A 22,024-nucleotide genomic window follows, 5' to 3' on the forward strand; every position below is an offset into this window, starting at 1 on the left:
GGTAAGCGAGCGAATGTTTTTGGGGGCGAGAACGGATGGCATTCGGGTTGTCGTCCTTTCTCGAAAAGTCGTTAGGGGATCAGCTTCGGCTGATCCCCTTTCGCGTTCCTGCAGGCGTCAGGCGACGGGCGCGCCCTGCCGGGGGATTTCCATCCACAGGTCCACCTCCTCACCGGAGGAGTCCGGCCCCAGGGCGCTCACGGCCGGGTCAGGGCTGCTCAGGCCCACCACGGTGACCGCAATGGTCGCACTGTCGGCAGACGTGCGGGCGATGATCTTGTCGGCGCTCGTGCGGCCAATGGCAATCGCGAGGGTGTTGAGCACGATCGCCAGGTCGGCCCCGTTGAGATCGTCGATACCACCCTCGTCGAGCAGGGTGACGCTCGCGCCACGTCGTCGGGCGGCCATGACCTGTTCGCGCACCGCGTCGTTGAGCAGGCGCCGTCCGCGAATCTCATCACGAATGGCCGCTTCGAGCAGCCGGCACTCCCGACGTTCGGCCTCAGTGAGCTGCCCGTTGCTCTCGCTGATGCGTCGCAGCATCGGCATGGCCAGGCGCATGGTCTGCGTCAGCCGCACCTGGCGCTCGTATAGGTGGGCCTCCTGGGCGGCGTGCCATCCGCTCGCCTCCCGCTCTGCTCGCGAATACTGGCGGGCATCGCGGCTGGCCTTCACGAGAGCACGCGAGAGCAGCCCGGCGGCCACCACCCAGACGACGCTGCCAATGACGCCCATGTTCCCCAGCTCGCCCACGCCGGCCCACAGCACGCTGTGCACCACGAGGGCGCCGACACCCAGCAGCGCCAGCTGCAGGCGTTTGCGGGTAGCCGTGATCGTCATCAGGGTACCGATGGCGGCGACGTACCATGTTTCGTAGCCGAGGTTGCCCGAAGAACCGTCGAGCTGGCTGCCCACGATCAGCGGAATCGCAACGGCGACCGCCACGTTGAACAGGGCCAACGGCAACGCCATGCGCATGGGGCTGGAGGGCCACAGGCTCGCGACCGTCGCCACAATGTACAGCCCCATGGCCATCAGGATCGGCACCGATGAGTGCGGCTCGTTGAGCGAATACACACCGAGCAGCACGTGGTAGCCCGAGAAGAAGGTGGCCACGACGAGGATCAGGGCGCGGGAGACGACCACGACGCCGGTCATCGTCGACCACCCACGGGGTTGCCGTCGAGCCCGGACCGTGTGCCGTCGCCGTCGCCGGCGGTGGCCAGGCCGGCGCTCGAATCGCGGTCTGCGTCCGGATGCGGCCAGGTGAGGGTGATGGTGGTGCCGTGGCCGGGGCTCGTGCGTAGCACCGCGATACCGCCGGCGCTGGCGACCCGGTCATGGATGGATACCCGCAGGCCCAGCCGTGCACTGCCGACGCTGGCGTCGAAACCGCGGCCGGTGTCGCTGATTTCGATGGTGCATCCGCTCTGGTCGTTGCCGCCCACCGAGAGCCGGCGTGATTGTGCGGGGCCGGCGTGCTGCACACTGTTGACCATGGCCTGCACGCTGGCCGAGTAGAGCGCCTCAGCGGCGTGCTCCGGAATACTGAGGCCCTCGACGCACCGTTCGGTCACGGTGAACACTCCGGTCGCGGTCGCCGCCGTGCGAATGCGCGCGGTCAGTTTACTGACGGCGACCATGGCATCGTCGAGGTTACGTTCGCCACTGGCTTGCTGCAAGCGGATGATGGCGCTGCGAGCCATCATCGCCGCCAGTTCAGCACCCTTGGCATTGCGCACCCCGGCCGCGGAGAGCAGCGTGGCGAGCACAGTGTCGTGCACGATGGAGTCGACCTCGACCCGTTCCACTTCGGTGGCGTGATGGCGTACCGCCACGGAGTACTGGGAGAGTGCATTGGACTGGGCGGTGTCGACCTTGGCCGTGGCCTCGCGCAGCACGTAGATGATGATGAGCACGACACCGCCGAGCAGCATGGCGTAGCAGGTGTCGAGCACGGCGAGCAGGTTCTCGGCGCTACCGCCGGAGGGGAGTACCCGAACAAGCCCGAAGGCGACCGGGGCGATCACGGTGTAGACGGCGGCCGAGACCAGCGGCAGGGCGATGGCCGCGCACGAGGTGGCAACGGTGCAGAGATACCAGAGCCACGGCTTGCTCGCGAGCACCAGCGTGGAATCAATCATGAGCAGCGGCCAGATCAGCAGCGCAATCAGGTAGAGGCCGCTCACGACGGCGGCGGCAGTGCGGATGCCGCGCCGGATGAGCGTACTGACCACGAACACCAGAATCGAGAGGGCGAGCAGGCTCGCGACGAGGATGGCCGCCTCGGTTTTGCGGTTTGACAGCTGCTCCAGCATGAGCGGCAGGGTCTGCACGGCGAAGATCACCGCGACTCCGGCCACCGATCGGGACAGCACAATTTCGATCTGCGCGTGGCTGATCGGATTGCGCGGCTGCCGGGCGCGGCCAAACGGGCTGCCCTCGGGCTCACGATCATCGTCACGGACGGTGGCAAACGGCTGGGTTATGGTGGACACCGGGATGCCCGGGATGCTGCTGCGGTCGCCCCTGCGGGCGGCCCGTTTAGACACCACGGTCAGCTTCGGTGGCGTCGAGCCCGGGCAGAATTCCGTCTTCGACGGCACGGCGCAACAGGTCGACCTTGGTTGGCGCGGGGCGGCCGACCTCGACGTACTTCACCCGAATGCGGTCGAGGTATTCGCGGGCGGTGGAGTGCGCAATGCCGAGCTGCATGGCGACCATTTTGAGAGGAAGGCCCGAGGCGTAGAGGTGCAGCACGTCGCGTTCGCGCCGCCCGAGCTGCGCCTTGGCGAAGTCCCGGTCGGCGTCGATGGCGGTGGCCCATTCGAGGTTGTTGAGTACGTCGCCGCGGGCGACGGAGGCGACGGCGGCCATCACCGTGGTGGTCGGCGACGACTTGGGAATGACCCCGGCCGCTCCGGCGGCGAGGGCCTCCCGCACCGAGGCGACGCGGTCGGCGATGCTGTGCACGAGCACGGCGGAGCCGGTGGTCTGCACGAGGTGCACGTTGTCGGTCACGAGCGAGCCGTCGCCGAGCGAGAGGTCGAGCACGATCACGTCGCACTGACGACCAGCGAGGCCGTCGACGAGGGCTTGCGCCGTCGCGGCCGCGAACAGGACCTCGTAGCCGGCGTTCTCGCAGGCGGCCTGCAAGCCCAGTCGTACCGACTCGTGGTCGTCGACGATACCGACGCGAACGGGGGTCTTTGCGGGGGTGGATGGTACGGAATCAGTTGCTGCGTGGCTCACGATGTGGCTACCTTCGGGTTGTCTGGTGTCAACGATAGCTATTTACACAGCAGTGCGACGGCTTCGACGTGATGGGTATTGGGGAACAGGTCGAAGGCGCGCAGGGTGCGCAGCTCGTACCCCTGTTTCTGGAACAGCGCGATGTCGCGAGCCAGAGCCACCGGGTCGCAGGCCACATAGACGATTTGTTGCGGCGCGAGGGCAACGAGCTGGTCAACGACGGCCTTGCCGGCCCCCGAGCGCGGCGGGTCGAGTACGACGGTGGCGGCGGCGAGACGGGCGCGCTCCGCGGAATCCGCTTCGCGCAGCAGGCGCTGCAGAAAACGGTCGACGCGGTCGGCTTCGACGGTTGCGCCGGCCCATTCCCTGAGGTTGCGGGCGGCGAAGGCGACCGCTTCGGCGTCGCTTTCCACCGAGGTGATGCGGGTCGACCGGCCGAACGTGTCGCCGACGGCCGCGGCGAGCAGGCCGACGCCGCCGTACAGGTCGAGGTTGGCGGCGCGCGGGTCGAACGTGGCTGGATCGATGATGTTCTGCACCGCGTGGTAGAGGGTGTCGGCAGCCCTGGAGTGCACCTGCCAGAATCCGGAGCGGTCGAGTTCGAACTCGCGGTCGGCGACGATCTCGTGAATCAGGCCGTGCGGCACCCGCTTGGGCTTACCGTTGGCGTCTTTGGCCGAGACCAGCACCTGCACGTCGCCCTTGCTCGGCGCGACCAGGTCAACCGAGGCGGCGTTGTGAAACAGGGTGTCGAGCGGGGCGCGCAGTTCGAGCTCGTGCTCGGCGAGCGGCAGGTCATCGACGGGAATCACCCGGTGGCTGCGCGCGGCGTAGGGGCCGATGGTTCCATCGTCGGCCACGTGCAGGCTCACCCGGGTGCGCCATCCGGTGCCGTCCATCGCATCGCCGGGGCTGGCCTTCGCGCTGACCGCGACCGGTTCAACCACAACGCCGACATCGAGTCCGGCCATGCGCTGCAGCGCGTCGGCGAGCACCTGGCGCTTGAGTTCGCGTTGAAAGCTGAGTTCGATGTGGCCGAATTCGGCGCCGCCGGCCCGGTCTTCGGGGGCGCGATCAAGGGATGCCGCACTCCAGATATGTGGTTGCCGTTCGGGGGCGGCGTCGATGACGGCGACGGTTTCGGCGCGCCAGAAGCTCTTGTGGTTGGCCTCGGTGAGGCGGGCGCGCACGCGTTCGCCGGGCAGGGTGTCGCTGACGAAGATGACGCGGCCCTCGTGGCGGGCGACGAAGATTCCGCCGTGGGCGACGTTGGTGATGTCCAGCTCAAGCTCGTCGCCGACCATCGCGGAGGTTGTCGGTGCGGGGGCCTGGGGCTGATGACTCGCGTTGCTCATCTAACGATGATCCCACACCCCCTCGCCGGCTACCGCCTGCGCGCCTGATTGGCAGGGTGGGCCTGCTTGAATGGATGCATCCGCTCCCGTTCAGCCCCGTCCCGAAGGACAGCATGCGCCTCTATTTGGCTTCCACGTCTCCGGCCCGCCTCGCACTGCTGCGCGCGGCCGGCATTGAACCGGTACTGATCAACCCCGACGTCGACGAGAAACGGGTCGTCGCCGAGACCGAGGCATTGCGCGGTGAGGCACTTGAACCGCGAGTTCTCGTGGAACTGTTGGCGCGCGCGAAAGCGGAGGCGGCGGCATCCGCTCTGCTGGCGGAGCCGCTCGATGGCCTGCTTCTGGAGAGTTTGTTGCTGGGCGGCGACTCGGTTTTCGTGCTCGACGATATCATTTATGGCAAGCCGCATACCGCCGAAGCGGCCCGCGAGCGGTGGGAACGCCAGCGCGGGCGCACCGGCACGCTGTACTCGGGCCACTGGTTGATCGAGGTCGGCGGCGGCACTCCCGGCCGGGCGATCGGGGCGGTCGCTGTGGCCGAGGTGACCTTTGCCGACGACCTCGACGACGCCGAGCTCGACGCGTATATCGCGACCGGTGAGCCCTTGTTTGTGGCGGGTGCGTTCACGATTGACAGTCTCGGCGCTCCTTTTATCACGAGCATTGTCGGCGATCCATCGACCGTGGTGGGGCTGTCGCTGCCGACGCTGCGGCGGCTGGTGCGCGGTCTCGGACACGAGTGGCCGACCCTGTGGAATCGCCCCGGGGCACTGTAGTTGTAGGGATCCGCAAGAATCTACCCATTCTTTTTGTGGGACAGAACCAAAAGGGATCTGGGGGTGGGCAATAGGCTATGTGATTGTGTCACTCATAACGAAGGTCCTCATCGCCAACCGAGGCGAGATCGCCGTTCGGGTCATCCGTGCCGCGAAAGACAGTGGAATTCTCTCTGTCGCCGTCTACGCCGACCAGGATCGCGACTCCCTGCACGCCCGCCTCGCCGACGAGGCGTACGGTCTCGACGGCACCAGCGGCGCCGAAACCTACCTCGTCATCGACAAGATCATGTCGATTGCCCGTCGAAGCGGCGCTGACGCCGTGCACCCCGGCTACGGCTTTCTGGCCGAAAACGCCGACTTCGCCCGTGCCGTGATCGGTGCCGGACTTATCTGGATCGGGCCGTCGCCCGAAGCGATCGAGCAGCTCGGCGACAAGGTGTCGGCCCGGCACATCGCCGAAAAGGTCAACGCACCCATGGCGCCCGGCACCCTAAACCCCTGCCTTGACGCGGCCGAGGTGCTCGCCTTCGTTGACGTGCACGGCCTGCCCGTGGCCATCAAGGCTGCCTTCGGTGGCGGCGGACGCGGCCTCAAGGTCGCCCGCACCCGCGACGAGGTTGCCGAGATGTTCGACTCCGCCACCCGTGAGGCCATCACCGCCTTCGGTCGCGGCGAATGCTTCGTCGAGAAGTACCTCGACTCCCCCCGACACGTCGAAACCCAGTGCCTCGCCGATATGCACGGCAACGTCGTCGTCGTGTCGACCCGCGACTGCTCTCTGCAGCGTCGGCACCAGAAGCTCGTGGAAGAGGCGCCCGCGCCTTTTCTCACCGAAGCTCAAACCACCGAACTGTATCGGGCGTCCAAGGCCATCCTCAAAGAGGTCGGCTACCTCGGCGCCGGCACCTGCGAGTTTCTCATCGGCCAAGACGGAACGGTGTCGTTCCTCGAGATCAACACCCGGCTGCAGGTCGAGCACACCGTCTCCGAAGAGGTCACCGGCATCGACCTGGTGCGCGAACAGTTCCGCCTCGCCGAGGGTGGCGAGCTGACCTACGGCGACCCCGTCGCATCCGCTCACTCCTTTGAGTTTCGTATCAACGGAGAGGATGCCGGCCGCGGCTTTCTGCCCGCGCCCGGCCCGATCCACGTGTTCAAGCCGTCGGGCGGCCCCGGCGTGCGCGTCGACACCGGCGTGCAGTCCGGCGACGTCATCAGCGGTTCGTTCGATTCGCTCATTGCCAAGCTCATCGTCACCGGTGCGACCCGCGAAGAAGCCCTTGAGCGCTCGCGCCGGGCCCTCGACGAGTTCGAGGTCGCCGGCCTGCCGACCGTGCTGCCCTTTCACCGCAAGGTCGTGCGCGACCCCGCCTTCGCGCCGACCAATGGTAAGCCCTTCACCGTCTTCACCCGTTGGATCGAGACCGAGTTCGAGAACGACATCGAACCGTGGAGCGGCAGCATGGAAGACGCCGTCGGCCCGCAGAAACGCCACAGCATCGTCGTCGAAGTGGAGGGACGCCGCATCGAGGTGACCCTGCCCACCCGACTGCTGCCCGGCGGCGCGAGCGCCCGGTCGGTCGGTCCCGCCCCCAAACGTCGCGGCGGCCTGCACTCCGTCGATACCGCCACCGGAGACGCCATCAAGGCGCCGATGCAGGCGACCATCGTCAAACTGCTCGTCGCCGAGGGTGACCTCGTCGTCAAGGGTGACCTGCTGCTCGTGCTCGAGGCCATGAAAATGGAGCAGCCGCTCGTCGCACACCGCGACGGCACGGTCGGCAACGTCAGCGCCGTCGTCGGCGAGACGGTCTCCTCCGGCTCCATTTTGCTGACGGTCTCCGACGCCGCCGCATAGTCTCAACAGTGGGGCTGGGGACAGGGCATTCGCTCCTCAGCTCGAACACTGGGGGTTTCCGCGGCCCACCTCGAGAACGAAAGCTAGAGAACGACGTGCATCGCCCGGGCCGCATCGGTGATCGAACCGGTGAGCGAGGGGTAGACCGGAAACGTGCGAGCAACCTCGTCGACCGTGAGCCGGTGTTCCACCGCGAGCGCGAGCGGAAAGATGAGCTCGCTCGCCTTCGGGGCCACGATGACGCCGCCGATGACCGTGCCGCTGCCGGTGCGGGCGAACAGTTTGACGAAGCCATCCCTGATCCCCATCATTTTTGCCCGCGGGTTCGACGACAGCGGCAGCTTGTAGATGTCGCCCTGGGCGAGGCCGTCTTCGATCTGCTTCTGGGTGTAGCCGACGGTGGCGATTTCGGGCTGGGTGAAGATGTTCGCGGCCACGTTGCGAATCTCAATCGGGTTGACGGTGTCCCCCATGGCGTGGAACACCGCGGTGCGGCCCATCATCGAGGCAACGGATGCCAGTGGAATCTCGGTCGTGCAGTCACCGGCCGCGTAGATGTTCGGAATCGAGGTGCGGGCGACCCGGTTGACCTGGATATGACCGGAGTCGGTGATCTGCACGCCGGCCTGTTCGAGGCCGATGTTGGCGGTGTTGGGAACGGAGCCGACGGCGATGAGGCAGTGGCTGCCCTCGACCGTACGACCGTCTTCGAGGGTCGCGACGACGCCGGTCGTGGTGCGCTCCACCGAGGAGGCCCGCGATTTGGAGAGCACGGTCATGCCGTTGCGCTTGAAGACGTTCTCGATCACGTTGGCGGCGTCGGCATCTTCCCCGGGCAGAACCTGGTCGCGGCTGGAGATGAGGGTGACCTTCGCGCCGAGGGCGCGGTAGGCGGAGGCGAACTCGGCCCCCGTGACACCGGAGCCGACCACGATGAGGTGTTCGGGAATCGCCTTGAGGTTGTACAGCTGGGTCCAGGTGAGAATGTGCTCACCGTCGGGCAGCGCGGAGGACAGCACGCGAGGACTCGCCCCGACCGAGACGACGAGGGTGTCGGCGTCGATGCGATCGAAGTCGGTGGCCGTCGCGTCGCCGGAGGTGGCGACGATGATACCGGTAGTGCCGTCGAGGCGGCCGTGGCCCTGCACGTAGCGCACGCCGGCACGAATGAGTGAGGCCTTCATGTCTTCGGACTGCTGGCGGGCGAGGGCAAGCAGACGTTTGTTCACGGCGGCCAGGTTGATGGCCACCTCCGGGCGCAGCGGCTTGCCGGTTTCGCCGCGCACGAAGAACTGCACACCGAGATCGGTCGCTTCGCCGATCGAGTTCGAGGCCTCGGCCGTGGCGATGAGGGATTTGGAGGGAACGACATCCGTTATCACGGCGGAACCGCCGACACCGACGCTCTCGATGAGGGTGACATCGGCACCCTGTTGTGCTCCGGCGATGGCCGCTTCATATCCGCCGGGCCCACCGCCCAGTACTGCGATGCGCTGCTTGCGTTCGAACTCATAGGCCATGTACTCCATTCTCTCAACCCGCGCAGCCCCCGCCAAACCGCTTCCGTGCCCGCACAGCCCGGTTCGTAGCCGAAATGAGCAAATTCGAGCCGAATGGCCGTCTCGGCGCCCGTTCGGCGCGCCGATGAGCAGAATTCGCGCAGAATCTCCGCACCGTTGGTGGGGGTTCTAGAGTAGTGAAATGTTCACGAACGAGATCAACCCGTTAGACCTGCCCGGCACTGATCCGTTTGAGGCAGCACGGTCGGCCGCCGCGGAGATCGCCGGCATCACGGGCGTACCCCGGCACGACATCGCGCTCACGCTCGGCAGCGGCTGGGCCAAGGCAGCCGACCTGATCGGCGAGACTACCCACACCGTGACCGCCGCGGACATCACCGGGTTCAGCGCCCCCGCACTGGTCGGCCATGCCGGCACACTGCGCTCCATTCTGCTGCCCGGCGGCAAGCGCGCGCTCGTGATCGGCGCACGCACGCACTACTACGAGGGCCACGGCGTGCGCCGGGTCGTGCACAGTGTGCGCACGGCGGCGGCGACCGGAGCGACGACGATGATCCTGACCAACGGGGCTGGCGGCATCCGCGAATCGTGGACGCCGGGCACCCCGGTGCTGATCAGCGACCACATCAACCTGACCTTTGATTCCCCGCTCGAGGGTGCGACCTTCGTCGACCTGACCGACCTGTACTCGAAGCGGCTGCGCGATCTCGCGCGCGGCATCGACCCGACACTCGACGAGGGCGTGTACTGCCAGTTTCGCGGGCCGCACTACGAGACGCCGGCCGAGGTGCAGATGGCCAAGGCCATCGGCGGCCACATCGTGGGCATGTCGACCGCGCTCGAAGCCATCGCGGCCCGGCAGGCCGGCATGGAGGTGCTGGGACTCTCGCTCATCACCAACCTCGCCGCCGGCATTCAGAAGACTCCGCTCAGCCACGACGAAGTCATCGAGGCCGGCGCGCTGGCCGAACCGGTGATCAGCGCGCTCCTCGCGCGGATCGTGGCCGCACTGTGACCGGCACCGACCGCCACGACGAGAGCGGCGCCGACCATCACCACGCGAGCGGTTCCGAGCATCACGACGAGACCGGTTCCGAGGTCCACGACGGGACCGGTTCCGAGCATCACGACGAGACCGGTTCCGAGGTCCACGACGGGACCGGCGAGCAGCCGGTCGAGCGCACCGGCGGTCGCCACTCCGGCCCGCCAGTGGATGCCGCTGCGCCCGTCACCCCGCCCGTCACCCCGCCCGTCACCCCGCCCGTCACCCCGCCCGTCACCTCGCCCGTCACCGACACCGATCTGACCGACGAGATCCAGACTCCTACCCAGGCCCTGCCGGTCGTGCAGGACACCGACGATGCCGCCTCCGAACCGACGGTCGCCATTCAGACGATCACTCCCGATGGTGCGGTCATCGACGACGACGACCTCGCGACCGCGCCGGTCGCCCAGGAGACCCCGAACGTCCCGACCGACCGCACCGCGGCGCTCCTGCAGGCCGCCCGGGCGTGGCTGAACCAGGATCCCGACCCGGAGACGCAGGCGCAGCTGCGCGTGCTCATCAACGCCGTCGACGACGGCGACACCGCGGCCCTGTCCAACCTGCACTCGCGGTTCGATACCCGGCTCGCCTTCGGCACGGCCGGGCTGCGCGGCGAAATCGCCGCCGGGCCGAACCGCATGAACCGCGTGCTCGTCTCGCAGGCCGCGGCCGGCCTGGCCACCTACCTGCGTCGGCATGCCGCGCCCGGGGTGACGCCGTCGGTGGTCATCGGTTACGACGGACGCAAGAACTCGCACGTCTTCGCGACCGACACGGCGGCGATCATGGCGGGCGCGGGGGTGCGCGCCATCCTCTTGCCGCGTCTGCTGCCGACGCCGGTGCTCGCCTTCGCGGTGCGGCACCTCGACGCGAGCTGCGGTGTGATGGTGACCGCCTCGCACAACCCGCCCAACGACAACGGCTACAAGGTATATCTGGGCGGCGCGAACAATGGTGCCCAGATCGTCTCCCCCGATGACAAAAACATCTCGGATGAGATTCTGCGCGTCGCCGCCGACGAACACGTGCCGCACCTGCCGCGCGGCAGCTACGAGACCGCCGACGAAGACGTCGTGCACGCCTACATCAAAGCGACCGCCGGCATTGCCCACACGCCGCGCGCGCAGGTGAACGCGGTGTACACCGCCATGCACGGCGTCGGCTGGGACACCACCCGCCGGGTGCTCGAGAAGGCAGGATTCGACCTGCCGACCCTCGTCGACGCGCAGATCGCCCCGGACGCCGCCTTTCCGACCGTCGCGTTCCCGAACCCGGAAGAGCCTGGCGCGATGGACCTCGCCTACGAGACCGCGCGTGAGGTGAGCGCCGAGCTCATCATCGCGAACGATCCGGATGCCGACCGCCTCGCCGTGGCCATCCCCGACTTGTCCAGCGCGAGCGGGTACCGCCGGCTGAGCGGCAACGAGGTCGGCGCTATTCTCGGGTGGCGGGCGGCCGCGCTGGCTCCCTCCCCCGATCTCGACGCTCCTCTGACCGACAGCACCGGCACGCTGGCCTGCTCGATCGTGTCGTCGCCGGCCTTGCACGCGGTAGCGGATGCCTACGGCCTGCGTTTCACAGAAACCCTCACCGGCTTCAAGTGGGTGTCCCGGGTGCCGAACCTGGTTTATGGCTTCGAGGAGGCGCTCGGCTATCTGGTGAATCCGGGCACCGTGCGCGACAAGGACGGCATCTCAGCCGCCGTCGCGCTGCTCTCGCTCGTGAGCGACCTCAAGTCGGAGGGGACGACCCTCGCCGGGTATCTGGACCTCTTCAGCGAGAAGTTCGGACACTTCGCGTCGGGGCAGATCTCGGTGCGGGTGAGCGAACTGTCCACGATTGCGCTGGTCATGACTCGCCTCCGGGAGTCGCCGCCGACGCACGTGGGCCGCATTCGGGTCGATGAGATCGATGACTTTCGCTGGGGGTTGGGTGAACTGCCTCCGAGTGACGTGTTGCGCATCCGCTTGACCGATGGATCACGCGTCATGGTGCGTCCGAGCGGAACCGAGCCGAAGCTCAAGGTGTACATCGACACCCGCAGCACGGTCGGTACCCTGGTGGAGCGTCGTGCGGCCGCGCAGGCCGCCCTGGACGAGCTCGACCGCGGTATGCGCGCCCTGATCGCCTAGCGGGCGGCATCCGCTTCACCGAGCCGTGAGTTTGAGCCCCTTTTTTAGCGGAATAGCGCTCAAAACTCACGGCTCGGCGAGCGGGGCAGCCCACGATCTGACCTGGGCCCGCTTTCCGGGCCCGGAGAGCTTCGGACGACGGGGCTACGAACCCAGAGCGATTTCGAGCTTGGCGAACAGTTCGTCGACGTCGAAGTAGTTGTTGATGACGATCACGTCGGCGTTGGTCTTGCCGATCGCATCGACGAGTTCCGACGACGTCAAAATAACCTGGGCGTCGGCTGCGGCGGCGCGCACGCCGGCGACATTCGTGGCCTGCACGCTCGCCTCGATGTCGAGGCGTTCCAGGGCGCGCTCGGCGTTGACCTTGAGGATGGCCGAGGTGCCCAGGCCGATGCCGCACATCACGACGATCTTCATGAGGCGGTCTGACCGAACACGCTCTGCACGAATTCTGCGGTGGTCGCGCCGGCCAGGGCGGGAATCACCGCGGGGTCATTGAACACGTTGGCGAGTTCGGCGACGAAATGCAGGTGGTCGTCGGCGCCAGCCACGGCCAGGCCGACGATCACACTGACCGGGTCGTTGTGCGGGTGTCCGAAGGCCACCGGCTCGGCGAGTGTGACGACGCAGAGTCCGTCGGCGAGAACATCCGCTCCGGGGCGGGCATGCGCAAGCGCCAGTCCCGGCGCGATCACGATGTAGGCGCCGAATTCGCGGACCACCGCGATCATGCGGTCGGTGTAAGCGGATGTGGCGGCGCCGGAACGCACGAGGGCGTCTCCGGCGGCCGTGATGGCAGCTGGCCAGTGGTCGACGTGCGCGCCGATCGTGATGGCGTCAAGCGGGAGATGCGGCAGTGGCATGGTCACTTTCAGTTCTACGGGGTCGAACGGGGTGAACCTGCACGGGTGTCAGCCGACTCGTCGAGCCAGCCCCGCCCGGCAGACCGGCGTCAGGCGTCGCCGAAGCCGGCTTCGATGGCTTCGACGAGCTCTTCGCGATCCTCCAGCGGCAGGAACGCGGCGTGGGCTGCGTTGAGCTGGAAGGTCTCGAGATCGCCGAGGTCGTAGCCGAAGGCATCGGAGAGCAGGGCGAGCTCCTGGGTCAGGGTTGTGTCGCTCATCAGCCGGTTGTCGGTGTTGACGGTGACCTTGAAGCCGAGCTGGTAGAGCAGGTCGAACGGGTGGTCGAACAGTTCCTCACCCCAGGCGGCGACCGCTCCGGTCTGCAGGTTCGAGGAGGGGCTCAGTTCGAGCGTGATCTCACGGTCACGCACCCACTGGGCCACCGGGCCGAGGGTGACGAAGGTGTTGTCGTCGTCCTGGCGTTCGATGGTGACGTCCTCGGCGAGGCGCACACCGTGGCCGAGGCGCAGCGCGCGGCCGTCGAACAGGGCGCCGCGGATGCTGTCGAGCCCGTCGGCCTCGCCTGCGTGCACGGTGACCGGCATGAATTCCCGGGCAAGCAGGTCGAAGGCGGCGCGGTGTTTACCGGCCGGAAAGCCGGCCTCGGCGCCGGCGATGTCGAAGCCGACAACACCGTCGAAGCGGTAGCGCACGGCGAGTTCGGCGATTTCGAGACCGCGGTTCGCGTGACGCATGGCGGTGATGAGCTGACCGATGCGGATGCTGCGGCCCGACTTCTCGACGTTTTCGATACCGGCTTCGATGCCGTCCTGCACGGCTTCAACGACCTCGTTGAGGGTGAGGCCGCGGGCCAGGTGCTGCTCGGGAGCCCAGCGAATCTCGCCGTAGATGACACCGTCGTCGGCGAGGTCTTCGACGAATTCGCGGGCGACCCGGCTGAGGCCCTCACGGGTCTGCATGACGGCGGTGGTGACATCGAAGGTCTTGAGGTATTCCACGAGCGAGCCGGCATTGGCCTGGTCGGCGAACCATTCGCCGAGCGCGTCGGCATCCGTTGTGGGAAGCATAAATCCGATGGAGTCGGCCAGCTCGATGATGGACTGCGGGCGCAGGCCGCCGTCCAGGTGGTCGTGCAGGGAGATCTTGGGCAGTGTATTGATGCTCGTGCCGCCGCCGGGCATGAGGAATTCCTCGATCAAAGTCATACGAACAAACTCCTCGGTACGGGGGCGGGTGTGAACTACAACCGCGCGATCAGCTTATCGGAGCCGCTCTGGACGGGCCATGAGAAGGTCTGCCTTTATGCACCGTCACGCGCCGGGCCCGGGAGCGGGGGCGCGGGCCGAGGACCTACCCTGAAGCGTGCCCACCAAAATCATTCTTGACTGCGACCCCGGCCACGACGACGCGATCGCGTTGTTGCTGGCCCACGGCAATCCGAACATTGAGCTCGTCGCCGTGACCACCGTGATGGGCAACCAGACCCTCGCCAAGGTCACCCGTAACGCCCGGTCCGTCGCCCGGGTGGCCGGCATCACCGGAGTACCGTTTGCGGCCGGATGCCCCCGCCCGCTGGTGCGGCAGCTCGAGACGGCGCCATCGATTCACGGTGAGTCGGGCCTGGACGGCCCGGTGCTGCCCGAACCGACGCTTGAACTGGACAATCGCCACGCCGTCGACCTCATCATCGACACGATCATGGCGCACGAGCCGGGCGAGATCACGCTCGTGCCCACCGGCGCCCTGACCAACATCGCACTGGCCGCGCGCAAGGAGCCGCGCATCGTCGAACGGGTCAAGCAGGTCGTGCTCATGGGCGGCGGCTATCACGTGGGCAACTGGTCGGCCACGGCCGAGTTCAACATTGTCATCGACCCCGAAGCCGCCCACATCGTGTTCAACGAGAAGTGGCCGCTCACCATGATCGGGCTGGATCTGACCCACCAGGCCCTCGCCACCCCCGACATCGTCGCCCGCATCGCCTCCGTCGGTACGGCTCCGTCCCGGTTCGTCGGCGAACTGCTCGCGTTCTTCGCAAAGACCTATCGGGATGCCCAGGGTTTCGACCATCCGCCGGTGCACGACCCGTGCGCCGTCGCCTATGTGATCGACCCGACCGTGATCACGGTGCGCAAGGCTCCGCTCGACGTGGAATTGGCCGGTACCCTCACGCTCGGCATGACCGTGGCCGACTTTCGAGCGCCGGCTCCGGCCGATTGCACGACGCAGGTGGCCGTCGATCTGGATCATGAGAAGTTCTGGGCGCTCATCGTCGACGCGCTCGAGCGCATCGGCGACCCGGCGCAGGAATAGGAGCTCGGGCCTGGAGAGAACTCCCGCGTAGCTCGTCGCGCGGGAGGTGCGCCAGTGCGCCCGAGTTCCGCCTCCCGCGCACTGGCGCAACTCCCGCGCAACGCGAAATCGCAGCCCCGCCACGAGCTGGCCGGCCCGGTCGCGAATCGGAAATGGCGATGCAGCCGTAACCGGCGGTGACCCCATCAACCTGGCTGGCGTATCCGCTCCCCCGAATCTGCCCGAGCAGGCGCGTACTCGAGCCTGCGGGCGCAAACGGGTCGGTCAGGCCAGAAGCCGACCCGTGCGCGGCTGAACCGTGCGAAATGAAACCCTGTGCAGAAACCGACCCGAGCGAAACGGATGCCGCGGCGCGGCTCCGCTCCGACACGAGCAGCCGCCCCATCGCCGAGGATTCGAGCCGGGCGAGGATCACGACCCGAGTGCTCGGCAAAAAATCCGGGTCGGGATCGATCACGCGCAGACCGTCCTGCTCGAACCGTACGAGGTGGATACCGCCCCAGATACCGCCCCGCAGGCGATCAAGAATCGCGCGCACAGCCTCGGGCGGGCGGGCGGCGGGTGGTGTGACGAGGTTGGCCAGTTCGACGACCCGGCCCCGGCGAGCGCGAACATTGCGATGAAGCCGTACCCGAGTAGTAGGGCTACCCCGGTGACAAAGGAGGCCAAAGGAGGCCGTTCGGCCCAACCCACGGGCACAAAGGTGTACAGCGAGCCGGTCGCGGCGATGCGTTTGGTGAACTGGTCCACGGTCGACGCGACGAGGAGGGCGATCAGCAGGCCGCTCGCGAGCGCCCAGACCGGCGCGCCACCGGCCGAGGCGATCAACAGGGGGATGGTTGTGGCGGCTGCCGAGGGAGCCACCGTCGACACTGATTGCCCGAGCACGTCGAGAAACTCGACGCGGCACCGGTCCAGGCCGTCCACCCGGGAACGGTCGGCGAATCCGCGTACCGGTTCGGGGTGCCGAATCGCTCGCTGCAGGTCGGTCATGGGCCCTCCGGGTGAAATTTGTCGACCGAGGCATCCGCTGGCGTGGCTAGGGATGCGCCGAGGCTACCGGGCAGTCGTTGCCGCACTGATTCGGGTATGTTTCCGGCTCGTGCCGCCCGAATGAGACGAAAATTCGCGCTGGTCTCATTCGGCGGCGTGCGGCCCTTAGCGCAGAGAGACCGCCCGGCACCAGGGCGTCGACAGAATTACCACACAGCGCCAACCCTCGACTCACCACCCTGGAGCTGCCATGACCGCCACCCAACGCTCCGCGACCCGCGCGGGGACCGCCCCGGCCGCACGGTCACTGACCGGAACCCTCGGCACCACCGCGATCGTAATGATGGTCGTCGCGGGGCCGCACCGCTCACCGTCGTCGGCGGAGCCGCACCGCTGGGTATCCTGCTCGGTGACGGTGTCGGCTTTTCGGCCATGTACGCCATCTCCGGACTCGTTCTCTTTCTCTTCGCCGTGGGACTGTCGGCAATGACCCGGCACGTTCCCAAACCGGATGCCTTCTTCACCGTTGTCGGCTACGGCTCGGCAAACCGGCCGGCCTTGCGACCGCGTTTCTCGCCCTGCTCACCTACCCGGCCATCCAGGTGTCGGTGCACGGTTACGTCGGCTACATTCTGAGCGTCACCGTCACCGTCACCGTCGCCGGACTCGGCGGCCCCGACCTGCCCTGGTACCGGTACTCACCACTGACCATCGCACTCGTCGGCTTTCTCGGCTACCGCCACATCGACGTGAGTTCCACGGTGCTCGGGGTTCTTCTCGTCGCCGAGGTCGCCATCGTGCTCGCGCAAGCCGCCGAGGATCCGGGTGCGATGATTCTCATCACCACGCTGACGTACCTCGGCCCGATTGGCGAGATCATCATGAACGTGCTGCCGATCACGAGCATGACCGCCTGCGTGCTCTCGTTTCACAGTGTGAACACCCGCTACCAGCACTCCATGTCGAACGCGAAGGTACTGCCGAACGTTCTCGGCTCGGTGCACCACAAGCATGTCGCCCCGTACGTGTCGTCGGTCGTGCAGACGATGACGGCGGTCGTTCTCATCGTGAACTTCGCCGTACTCGGCCTGGCCGGTTCGGCCGTCGTCATCGCGGCAAACTTTCCGATGCTCGTCAGCGACGTGAATGCCCGGGGCCTGCCGGTCTTCGGCACCATCAGTGCCGTGCTGCTCGGCCTGATCATGCTCTTTCCGGCGGTCGGCCTCGTGCAGGCTGCCGTCCTCAAGCGCACCGACCGGGCCGCCTACGACAACATGACGGATGCCATCAGCGGCTAACCGAGACTGCTCACCCCCACCTGCCCCACAACCACCTGCCCCACACCCACCCCTCTCCGTTTCCGTTTCCGGAGGAACAATGACCAGCACCGGCCGGGATCTGCCCGCTGCCACTTCCACGCCGGGCGAGCCGGCGCATCCGCTCTCGAGCCTGAACGCCGCCGAATTCACGGCCGTGCGCGACATTGTCACCGCGTCGTCGACCTTCACCGACAGCGCCCGGTTCGTCTCTGTCGGCCTCGAAGAACCGCGCCAGCGCGGCGTGCTCGCCCGGCAGGCCCGCACCGGACCGCTGCCGGCATCGTCGCTGAAGACCCACGTTGGATCGCCGCTCTCGAAGCCCGCGGCACGAGCGTCGCCGAGGTCGTCGTCGTGCCGCTCTCGGCCGGCTTCTACGACTATCCCGAAGAGGTCGGACGCCGCATCGTGCGGGTGCTCGCCCTTCGCCAGGATTACCCCGAGGACCACCCATGGGCACACCCGGTCAACGGCGAATGGGTGACCTGGGCGAACGGGAAGTTTCCGGTGGGCTTTGACACCCGCGAGGGTCTCGTGCTGCGCCAGCTGTCCTTCTCGGACGAGGGCGAGGAACGCCCGATCATCTACCGCGCCTCGATCAACGAGATGCTCGTGCCCTACGGCGACCCGTCGCCTGTGCGGTTCTGGCAGAACTACTTCGATACCGGCGAATACCTCTATGGCCGGTTCAGCAACTCGCTCGCCCTCGGCTGCGACTGCGTCGGCGAGATCAAATACTTCGACGCCGTGCTGGCCGACGAACTGGGTAACCCGTTCACCATCAAGAACGGCATCTGTATGCACGAGGAAGACGTGGGCACCCTCTGGAAGCACGGCGACATGTTCACCGGCAGCAACGAGGTGCGCCGTCAGCGCCGCCGGATGATCAGCTTCTTCACCACCGTCGGCAACGACGACTACGGCCTCTACTGGTATCTCTCGCTCGACGGAACCATCGAGTGTGGGGCCAAGCTCACCGGCATTCTCTTCACCTCCGCCTACCCGGAGGCGGCGCCGAGCCTCATGGCCGATACCGGTTCGGGCGTTGCGTAGCGGGCCGAGTTCGCCACGAAGCACCTGTTCGTCACGCCGTACGACCCGGCCGAGCAGTGTGCTGCCGGCGATTTCGTGCACCAGGATCCGGGCGGGACGGCGTGACCAAGTACCTCGCGGGCGACCGGTCGATCGATGGTGCGGACATCGTGCTCTGGCACACCTTCGGACCGACGCATTTTCCGCGCGTTGAGGACAGGCCGGTGATGCCCGTGGACTCTGCCAAGTTCACGCTCAAGCCCTACGGCTTCTTCGGCAAGAACCCGGCCATGAACGCGCCGGGGGACGCCCTGCACCTGTGCCACGCGCTCGGGCTCGTCGTGCTCGCCGCGTCGCGCGGGACCTGCGCCGCTGCGCCCGAGTTGCGCATCCCGCGCAGCGGCGCAACTCCCGCCCGGCGTGAGATCACCGCCGTGGTCAACCGTGAATCTGCCCGGGGCCGCCGCCCGCGGCGTGACTTCCACAGACCGAGCGGGTTGGATAGAGCTCCACGACCAACCGGGAGCCCCATGTCGAAGACCACCCGCGCCAGCAGGAGCAAAACCCTTCCCGACATCCATGTTCCCGATCTGCACGGCAAACTCGCCGTCGTCACCGGCGCCAACAGCGGCCTCGGATTCGGTCTCACCGGGCGCCTCGCCCGGGCCGGCGCCGAGGTGATCCTCGCCGTGCGCAATGAGCAGAAGGGGGCCGAAGCCGTGGCGCGCATTCTGGAGCAGATCCCGGAGGCGTCCCTCAGCATCCGTCACCTCGATCTGGCCTCGCTCTCCAGCGTCGCCGGTTTCGGCGAGGAGCTCGCCCGCGAGGGGCGGCCGATCGACATTCTGCTCAACAACGCCGGCATCATGATGCCGCCGGTGCGTGACGAGACCGAAGACGGGTTTGAGCTGCAATTCGGGACCAACCACCTCGGCCATTTCGCGCTCACCGCGCACCTGCTGACACTGCTGCGCGCGGCCGGAACGAGCCGGGTCGTGAGCCTCTCGAGCCTGATCGCCCGCACCGCACGCCTCGACTTCGACGACCTGCACAGCCTGCGCTACCGCGCACACCGCGCCTACGGAATCTCCAAACTCGCCACACTCATGTTCGCGCGCGAACTCAACCGGCGCAGCGTCACCGGAGGATGGGGCGTGCGCAGCGTCGCCGCGCACCCGGGCGCGACCGTGACGAACCTGCAGATCACCGGCCCCACGCACAACGGCGCGTCGGCGCGGGTCTTTCTCGCCGCGAACGAGGCCTCCCACCGCATCGGCTGGATATGGCAGCAGATCGACCAGGGCATCCTGCCCGCACTCTACGCGGCGACGAGCCCCGCGGCGGGCGGCGGCGGCTATTACGGCCCGGGCGGATTCGGCGAGTTCACCGGCGCCCCCGCTCCCGCCACGTTGCCGCCGCGATCGCTCGATGAAGCGGATGCCCGCCGCCTCTGGTCGATCTCCGAGGAGCTCACGGGCGTGACCTACCCGGCCGTGTAGCTCAGCTGTCGATGACCTTCACGAGCACCCGGGCCAACCGCTTACGAATGATGTGGTCGTTGGCCTCGACGCGGTGCATCGTGACGTGGCGCATCCGCTCGATGACGGTCATGCTGCCCTGCGCGATGAACGCGTCGAGCGCGCCGTAGATCACGTCGACCGGCACCGTGAGGCTCGCAATGTCGCTCACCACGGTCTGGGATTCGATGCAGTGTTCCATCGACTTGATGAACGGCGTCCAGGTCTTCTCGGTCAGTTCGAAGATGCCCTTGGGCAGCAGGCGCGACATGATCGCGGCGTTGGCGAGCGTGAATTCCTTGTTGGCGCGCAGAAAATCGCAGGCGCGCAGGTAGGCGCTGACCCGCGCCCGCACCCGCGGATCGCCGATATCACCCGGCGTGAGATACACCGGCGGCCCCACGAGCACCATGCGCGAGACCGGTCCTCGGCCGGTCAGCCGGCGCCACGCGGTCGCCAGTCGACTGTGCCGTTCCATGGCTGCGTAGCGGGTGCTGATCAGGCTGCCGAGCGAATGCCCCACCAGCACAAACGGTTCCCGCAGCTTCAACGAGCGGATGGTCCCGGCCAGCGCCCCGACATGATCCTCCAGCCGGTACTCACAGCCGTCCGGTGCCGGGGACTGCCCGAACCCGAGAATGTCAACCGCGATCACGCGGTGATGCGGGGTCAGCATCGGAATCACCTCGTAGAAGGTGACCGAGGACGAGGCGATGCCGTGCACGAGAATCACGACCGGACCGGTACCGGCATCCGTTGCGACATGCAGAAGCGGCGGGCGTCGCCGATGCGTCATGCGCATCAGCTCCGCCCACCAGGTCATACGCTAATTATCGTTGCGCAGGGTGGCCTTGAAATCATTCTTGGCCTCGGTGGTGGTGCGCTCGGCTTCGGCGTGTTTCACGTCTGCCTCGGCCTTCTTCACCTTGGCGTCGGCCTGGGCCTCGTCGGCCTTGTCTTCGACGCGGTCTTTGGCGTCATCCACCGCCCGGCCGATCTTTTTGCCGGTGGCGCCGAGTGCATCCTTGGCATCGTCGATGAATCCCATGCTGTCCTCCTGGTCGTGATGAGTCGGGTTGAACCTCCAACTCCACGACCTTACTTCGGGGGGCAGACTTCGAGTCCCAATTGTGATCCGACTCCCAGACTGCCTCCAGTCAGCGACACCGGCGGGCCCATACAGTGAGGCATGAGACGAACGTGGGCTGTGATCGCGGTTCTTCTGACGTCGGTGCTGATGGCGGGGTGCACGGCGAACAGCAATGGTTCGGGGAGCACCGACTCGTCGGGGAGCGTGTCGGGCGGTGTCGTTCCGGCCGAGGGTGGCAAGGCCGTCGTCGGCACCACCGGCGACGTGAACACGGCAAACCGTGATGTCATCACCACCGGATCCCTCTCGATCACGGCGACCGACCCGGTCGCGGCGAGCGAAACCGCCGTCACGATCACCGAACAGGCCGGTGGCCGGGTTGACAGTCGCAGCGAAAACCCGGCCACCGACATCAAACCGGCGAGCGCGAGCCTCACCCTGCGCATTCCCTCCGATGAACTCGACCGCACCCTGGCCCAGATCAAGAAGCTCGGCCGAGTCAACGTCGTCTCGCTGACCGCGCAGGACGTGACCCAGCAAAGCCAGGACCTCGACGCCCGCATCACCGCCCTGACCACCTCGGTCGACCGGCTGCTCGCCCTGATGGCCTCGGCCACGACCACGGCCGACCTGATCAGTATCGAAAGCGCCCTGTCGAGCCGGCAGAGCGAGCTCGAAAGTATGCAGTCCCAGCGGGACTACCTCGCTGACCAGATCGACTACTCGACCGTACAACTCGAACTCGTCGCGGAGGGCACCGTCGCCGCGGGCGGCCCCGACAGCTTCTGGAGCGGCATTGTGACCGGCTGGACCGCGCTCGTGACCGCGCTCGGCGGCCTGCTGGTCGGACTCGGCGTGGCCCTGCCCTGGCTGGTCGCACTGGCTATTTTCGGAGCAATTGTGCTCCTGACCGTGCGGTTGTTCGCGCGGCGTCGCAAGGCTGCATAGGC

At 67.1% G+C, this 22,024-nt stretch carries 19 protein-coding genes and 1 pseudogene; 9 read left to right on the forward strand and 11 right to left on the reverse strand.

Features of this window, described 5'->3' with window-relative positions; translation table 11 throughout:
• Positions 1-117: 117 nt before the first annotated feature.
• From IWX77_RS10205 to IWX77_RS10220, 4 genes are read right to left on the reverse strand one after another with little or no spacing between them, the layout of a single operon-like run.
• Positions 118-1,158: a hypothetical protein gene (locus tag IWX77_RS10205; RefSeq protein WP_196844406.1), complete on the reverse strand. Its 1,041-nt coding sequence runs from the start codon at positions 1,156-1,158 to the stop codon at positions 118-120.
• A complete protein-coding gene (locus IWX77_RS10210; RefSeq protein ID WP_334353661.1) occupies positions 1,155-2,555 on the reverse strand; it encodes a sensor histidine kinase in 1,401 nt (466 codons plus the stop codon). Before IWX77_RS10210 ends, IWX77_RS10205 begins: the two co-directional genes overlap by 4 nt.
• Positions 2,545-3,252: a response regulator transcription factor gene (locus tag IWX77_RS10215; protein ID WP_196844408.1), complete on the reverse strand. Its 708-nt coding sequence runs from the start codon at positions 3,250-3,252 to the stop codon at positions 2,545-2,547. The genes IWX77_RS10210 and IWX77_RS10215 overlap by 11 nt, the downstream gene beginning before the upstream one ends.
• Positions 3,253-3,290: 38 nt before the next feature.
• Positions 3,291-4,607: a class I SAM-dependent RNA methyltransferase gene (locus IWX77_RS10220; RefSeq protein WP_297413007.1), complete on the reverse strand. Its 1,317-nt coding sequence runs from the start codon at positions 4,605-4,607 to the stop codon at positions 3,291-3,293.
• A 113-nt stretch (positions 4,608-4,720) separates the two neighbouring features.
• Here IWX77_RS10220 and IWX77_RS10225 point away from each other — a divergent pair, with 113 nt between their 5' ends.
• Complete coding sequence (locus tag IWX77_RS10225; protein WP_196844409.1) at positions 4,721-5,386, forward strand: Maf family protein; 666 nt, start codon at positions 4,721-4,723, stop codon at positions 5,384-5,386.
• Between the two features lie 85 nt (positions 5,387-5,471).
• On the forward strand, positions 5,472-7,247 hold the full coding sequence (locus tag IWX77_RS10230) for an acetyl/propionyl/methylcrotonyl-CoA carboxylase subunit alpha (protein ID WP_196844410.1): 1,776 nt from the start codon (positions 5,472-5,474) through the stop codon (positions 7,245-7,247).
• Between the two features lie 83 nt (positions 7,248-7,330).
• Here the strand turns inward: IWX77_RS10230 and IWX77_RS10235 are convergent, their stop codons facing one another.
• Positions 7,331-8,767, reverse strand: coding sequence for an NAD(P)H-quinone dehydrogenase (locus IWX77_RS10235; RefSeq protein ID WP_196844411.1), 1,437 nt, complete (start codon positions 8,765-8,767; stop codon positions 7,331-7,333).
• Between the two features lie 181 nt (positions 8,768-8,948).
• Between IWX77_RS10235 and IWX77_RS10240 the strand changes: the two genes are divergently transcribed.
• The gene (locus tag IWX77_RS10240) at positions 8,949-9,782 is read left to right on the forward strand and encodes a purine-nucleoside phosphorylase (protein WP_196844412.1); all 834 of its coding nucleotides are present in this window, start codon (positions 8,949-8,951) and stop codon (positions 9,780-9,782) included.
• A gap of 479 nt (positions 9,783-10,261) precedes the next feature.
• Positions 10,262-11,944 (forward strand): phospho-sugar mutase, encoded by a 1,683-nt coding sequence (locus IWX77_RS10245; RefSeq protein WP_297413019.1) that lies wholly within the window; start codon positions 10,262-10,264, stop codon positions 11,942-11,944.
• A 144-nt stretch (positions 11,945-12,088) separates the two neighbouring features.
• On the opposite strand, the gene IWX77_RS10250 is transcribed toward IWX77_RS10245, so the two are convergent.
• From IWX77_RS10250 to IWX77_RS10260, 3 genes are all read right to left on the reverse strand, one after another.
• A complete protein-coding gene (locus IWX77_RS10250; RefSeq protein ID WP_196844413.1) occupies positions 12,089-12,364 on the reverse strand; it encodes a PTS sugar transporter subunit IIB in 276 nt (91 codons plus the stop codon).
• Complete coding sequence (locus IWX77_RS10255; protein ID WP_196844414.1) at positions 12,361-12,810, reverse strand: PTS sugar transporter subunit IIA; 450 nt, start codon at positions 12,808-12,810, stop codon at positions 12,361-12,363. Before IWX77_RS10255 ends, IWX77_RS10250 begins: the two co-directional genes overlap by 4 nt.
• A gap of 89 nt (positions 12,811-12,899) precedes the next feature.
• Entirely contained in the window at positions 12,900-14,018 is a 1,119-nt protein-coding gene (locus IWX77_RS10260; RefSeq protein WP_196844415.1) for an adenosine deaminase, read from the reverse strand.
• Positions 14,019-14,175: 157 nt separating this feature from the next.
• Between IWX77_RS10260 and uriH the strand changes: the two genes are divergently transcribed.
• Positions 14,176-15,126: a uridine-preferring nucleoside hydrolase UriH gene (uriH, locus tag IWX77_RS10265; RefSeq protein ID WP_196844416.1), complete on the forward strand. Its 951-nt coding sequence runs from the start codon at positions 14,176-14,178 to the stop codon at positions 15,124-15,126.
• A gap of 453 nt (positions 15,127-15,579) precedes the next feature.
• On the opposite strand, the gene IWX77_RS10270 is transcribed toward uriH, so the two are convergent.
• Positions 15,580-16,119 (reverse strand): APC family permease, encoded by a 540-nt coding sequence (locus IWX77_RS10270; RefSeq protein WP_196844417.1) that lies wholly within the window; start codon positions 16,117-16,119, stop codon positions 15,580-15,582.
• Between the two features lie 602 nt (positions 16,120-16,721).
• Here IWX77_RS10270 and IWX77_RS10275 point away from each other — a divergent pair.
• From IWX77_RS10275 to IWX77_RS10285, 3 genes and pseudogenes are all read left to right on the forward strand, one after another.
• Complete coding sequence (locus IWX77_RS10275) at positions 16,722-17,417, forward strand: hypothetical protein (RefSeq protein ID WP_327012202.1); 696 nt, start codon at positions 16,722-16,724, stop codon at positions 17,415-17,417.
• 79 nt (positions 17,418-17,496) lie between these two features.
• A pseudogene (locus IWX77_RS10280) lies at positions 17,497-18,790 on the forward strand (copper amine oxidase); the annotation flags it as partial.
• 207 nt (positions 18,791-18,997) lie between these two features.
• Positions 18,998-19,966 carry an SDR family oxidoreductase gene (locus IWX77_RS10285; protein WP_196844474.1) on the forward strand — a complete coding sequence of 323 codons (969 nt, stop codon included), beginning with the start codon at positions 18,998-19,000 and terminating at the stop codon, positions 19,964-19,966.
• A gap of 1 nt (position 19,967) precedes the next feature.
• On the opposite strand, the gene IWX77_RS10290 is transcribed toward IWX77_RS10285, so the two are convergent.
• Together IWX77_RS10290 and IWX77_RS10295 are read right to left on the reverse strand one after the other, a co-directional pair.
• A complete protein-coding gene (locus tag IWX77_RS10290; RefSeq protein WP_196844418.1) occupies positions 19,968-20,807 on the reverse strand; it encodes an alpha/beta fold hydrolase in 840 nt (279 codons plus the stop codon).
• A gap of 3 nt (positions 20,808-20,810) precedes the next feature.
• Entirely contained in the window at positions 20,811-21,032 is a 222-nt protein-coding gene (locus tag IWX77_RS10295; RefSeq protein ID WP_196844419.1) for a hypothetical protein, read from the reverse strand.
• Between the two features lie 141 nt (positions 21,033-21,173).
• Between IWX77_RS10295 and IWX77_RS10300 the strand changes: the two genes are divergently transcribed.
• The gene (locus IWX77_RS10300; RefSeq protein ID WP_196844420.1) at positions 21,174-22,022 is read left to right on the forward strand and encodes a DUF4349 domain-containing protein; all 849 of its coding nucleotides are present in this window, start codon (positions 21,174-21,176) and stop codon (positions 22,020-22,022) included.
• Positions 22,023-22,024 lie beyond the last annotated feature (2 nt).

The sequence above is a fragment of the Cryobacterium sp. CAN_C2 genome (assembly GCF_015751745.1).
Classification (GTDB): Bacteria; Actinomycetota; Actinomycetes; order Actinomycetales; family Microbacteriaceae; genus Cryobacterium.

Bases quoted from the DNA above. Each gene is read 5' to 3' on its own strand.
- IWX77_RS10205 (WP_196844406.1), bottom strand. From the start codon at position 1,158: ATGACCGGCGTCGTGGTCGTCTCCCGCGCCCTGATCCTCGTCGTGGCC.
- IWX77_RS10220 (WP_297413007.1), bottom strand. From the start codon at position 4,607: ATGAGCAACGCGAGTCATCAGCCCCAGGCCCCCGCACCGACAACCTCC.
- IWX77_RS10225 (WP_196844409.1), top strand. From the start codon at position 4,721: ATGCGCCTCTATTTGGCTTCCACGTCTCCGGCCCGCCTCGCACTGCTG.
- IWX77_RS10235 (WP_196844411.1), bottom strand. From the start codon at position 8,767: ATGGCCTATGAGTTCGAACGCAAGCAGCGCATCGCAGTACTGGGCGGT.
- IWX77_RS10240 (WP_196844412.1), top strand. From the start codon at position 8,949: ATGTTCACGAACGAGATCAACCCGTTAGACCTGCCCGGCACTGATCCG.
- IWX77_RS10250 (WP_196844413.1), bottom strand. From the start codon at position 12,364: ATGAAGATCGTCGTGATGTGCGGCATCGGCCTGGGCACCTCGGCCATC.
- IWX77_RS10255 (WP_196844414.1), bottom strand. From the start codon at position 12,810: ATGCCACTGCCGCATCTCCCGCTTGACGCCATCACGATCGGCGCGCAC.
- IWX77_RS10260 (WP_196844415.1), bottom strand. From the start codon at position 14,018: ATGACTTTGATCGAGGAATTCCTCATGCCCGGCGGCGGCACGAGCATC.
- IWX77_RS10270 (WP_196844417.1), bottom strand. From the start codon at position 16,119: ATGACCGACCTGCAGCGAGCGATTCGGCACCCCGAACCGGTACGCGGA.
- IWX77_RS10285 (WP_196844474.1), top strand. From the start codon at position 18,998: ATGTCGAAGACCACCCGCGCCAGCAGGAGCAAAACCCTTCCCGACATC.
- IWX77_RS10290 (WP_196844418.1), bottom strand. From the start codon at position 20,807: ATGACCTGGTGGGCGGAGCTGATGCGCATGACGCATCGGCGACGCCCG.
- IWX77_RS10295 (WP_196844419.1), bottom strand. From the start codon at position 21,032: ATGGGATTCATCGACGATGCCAAGGATGCACTCGGCGCCACCGGCAAA.
- IWX77_RS10300 (WP_196844420.1), top strand. From the start codon at position 21,174: ATGAGACGAACGTGGGCTGTGATCGCGGTTCTTCTGACGTCGGTGCTG.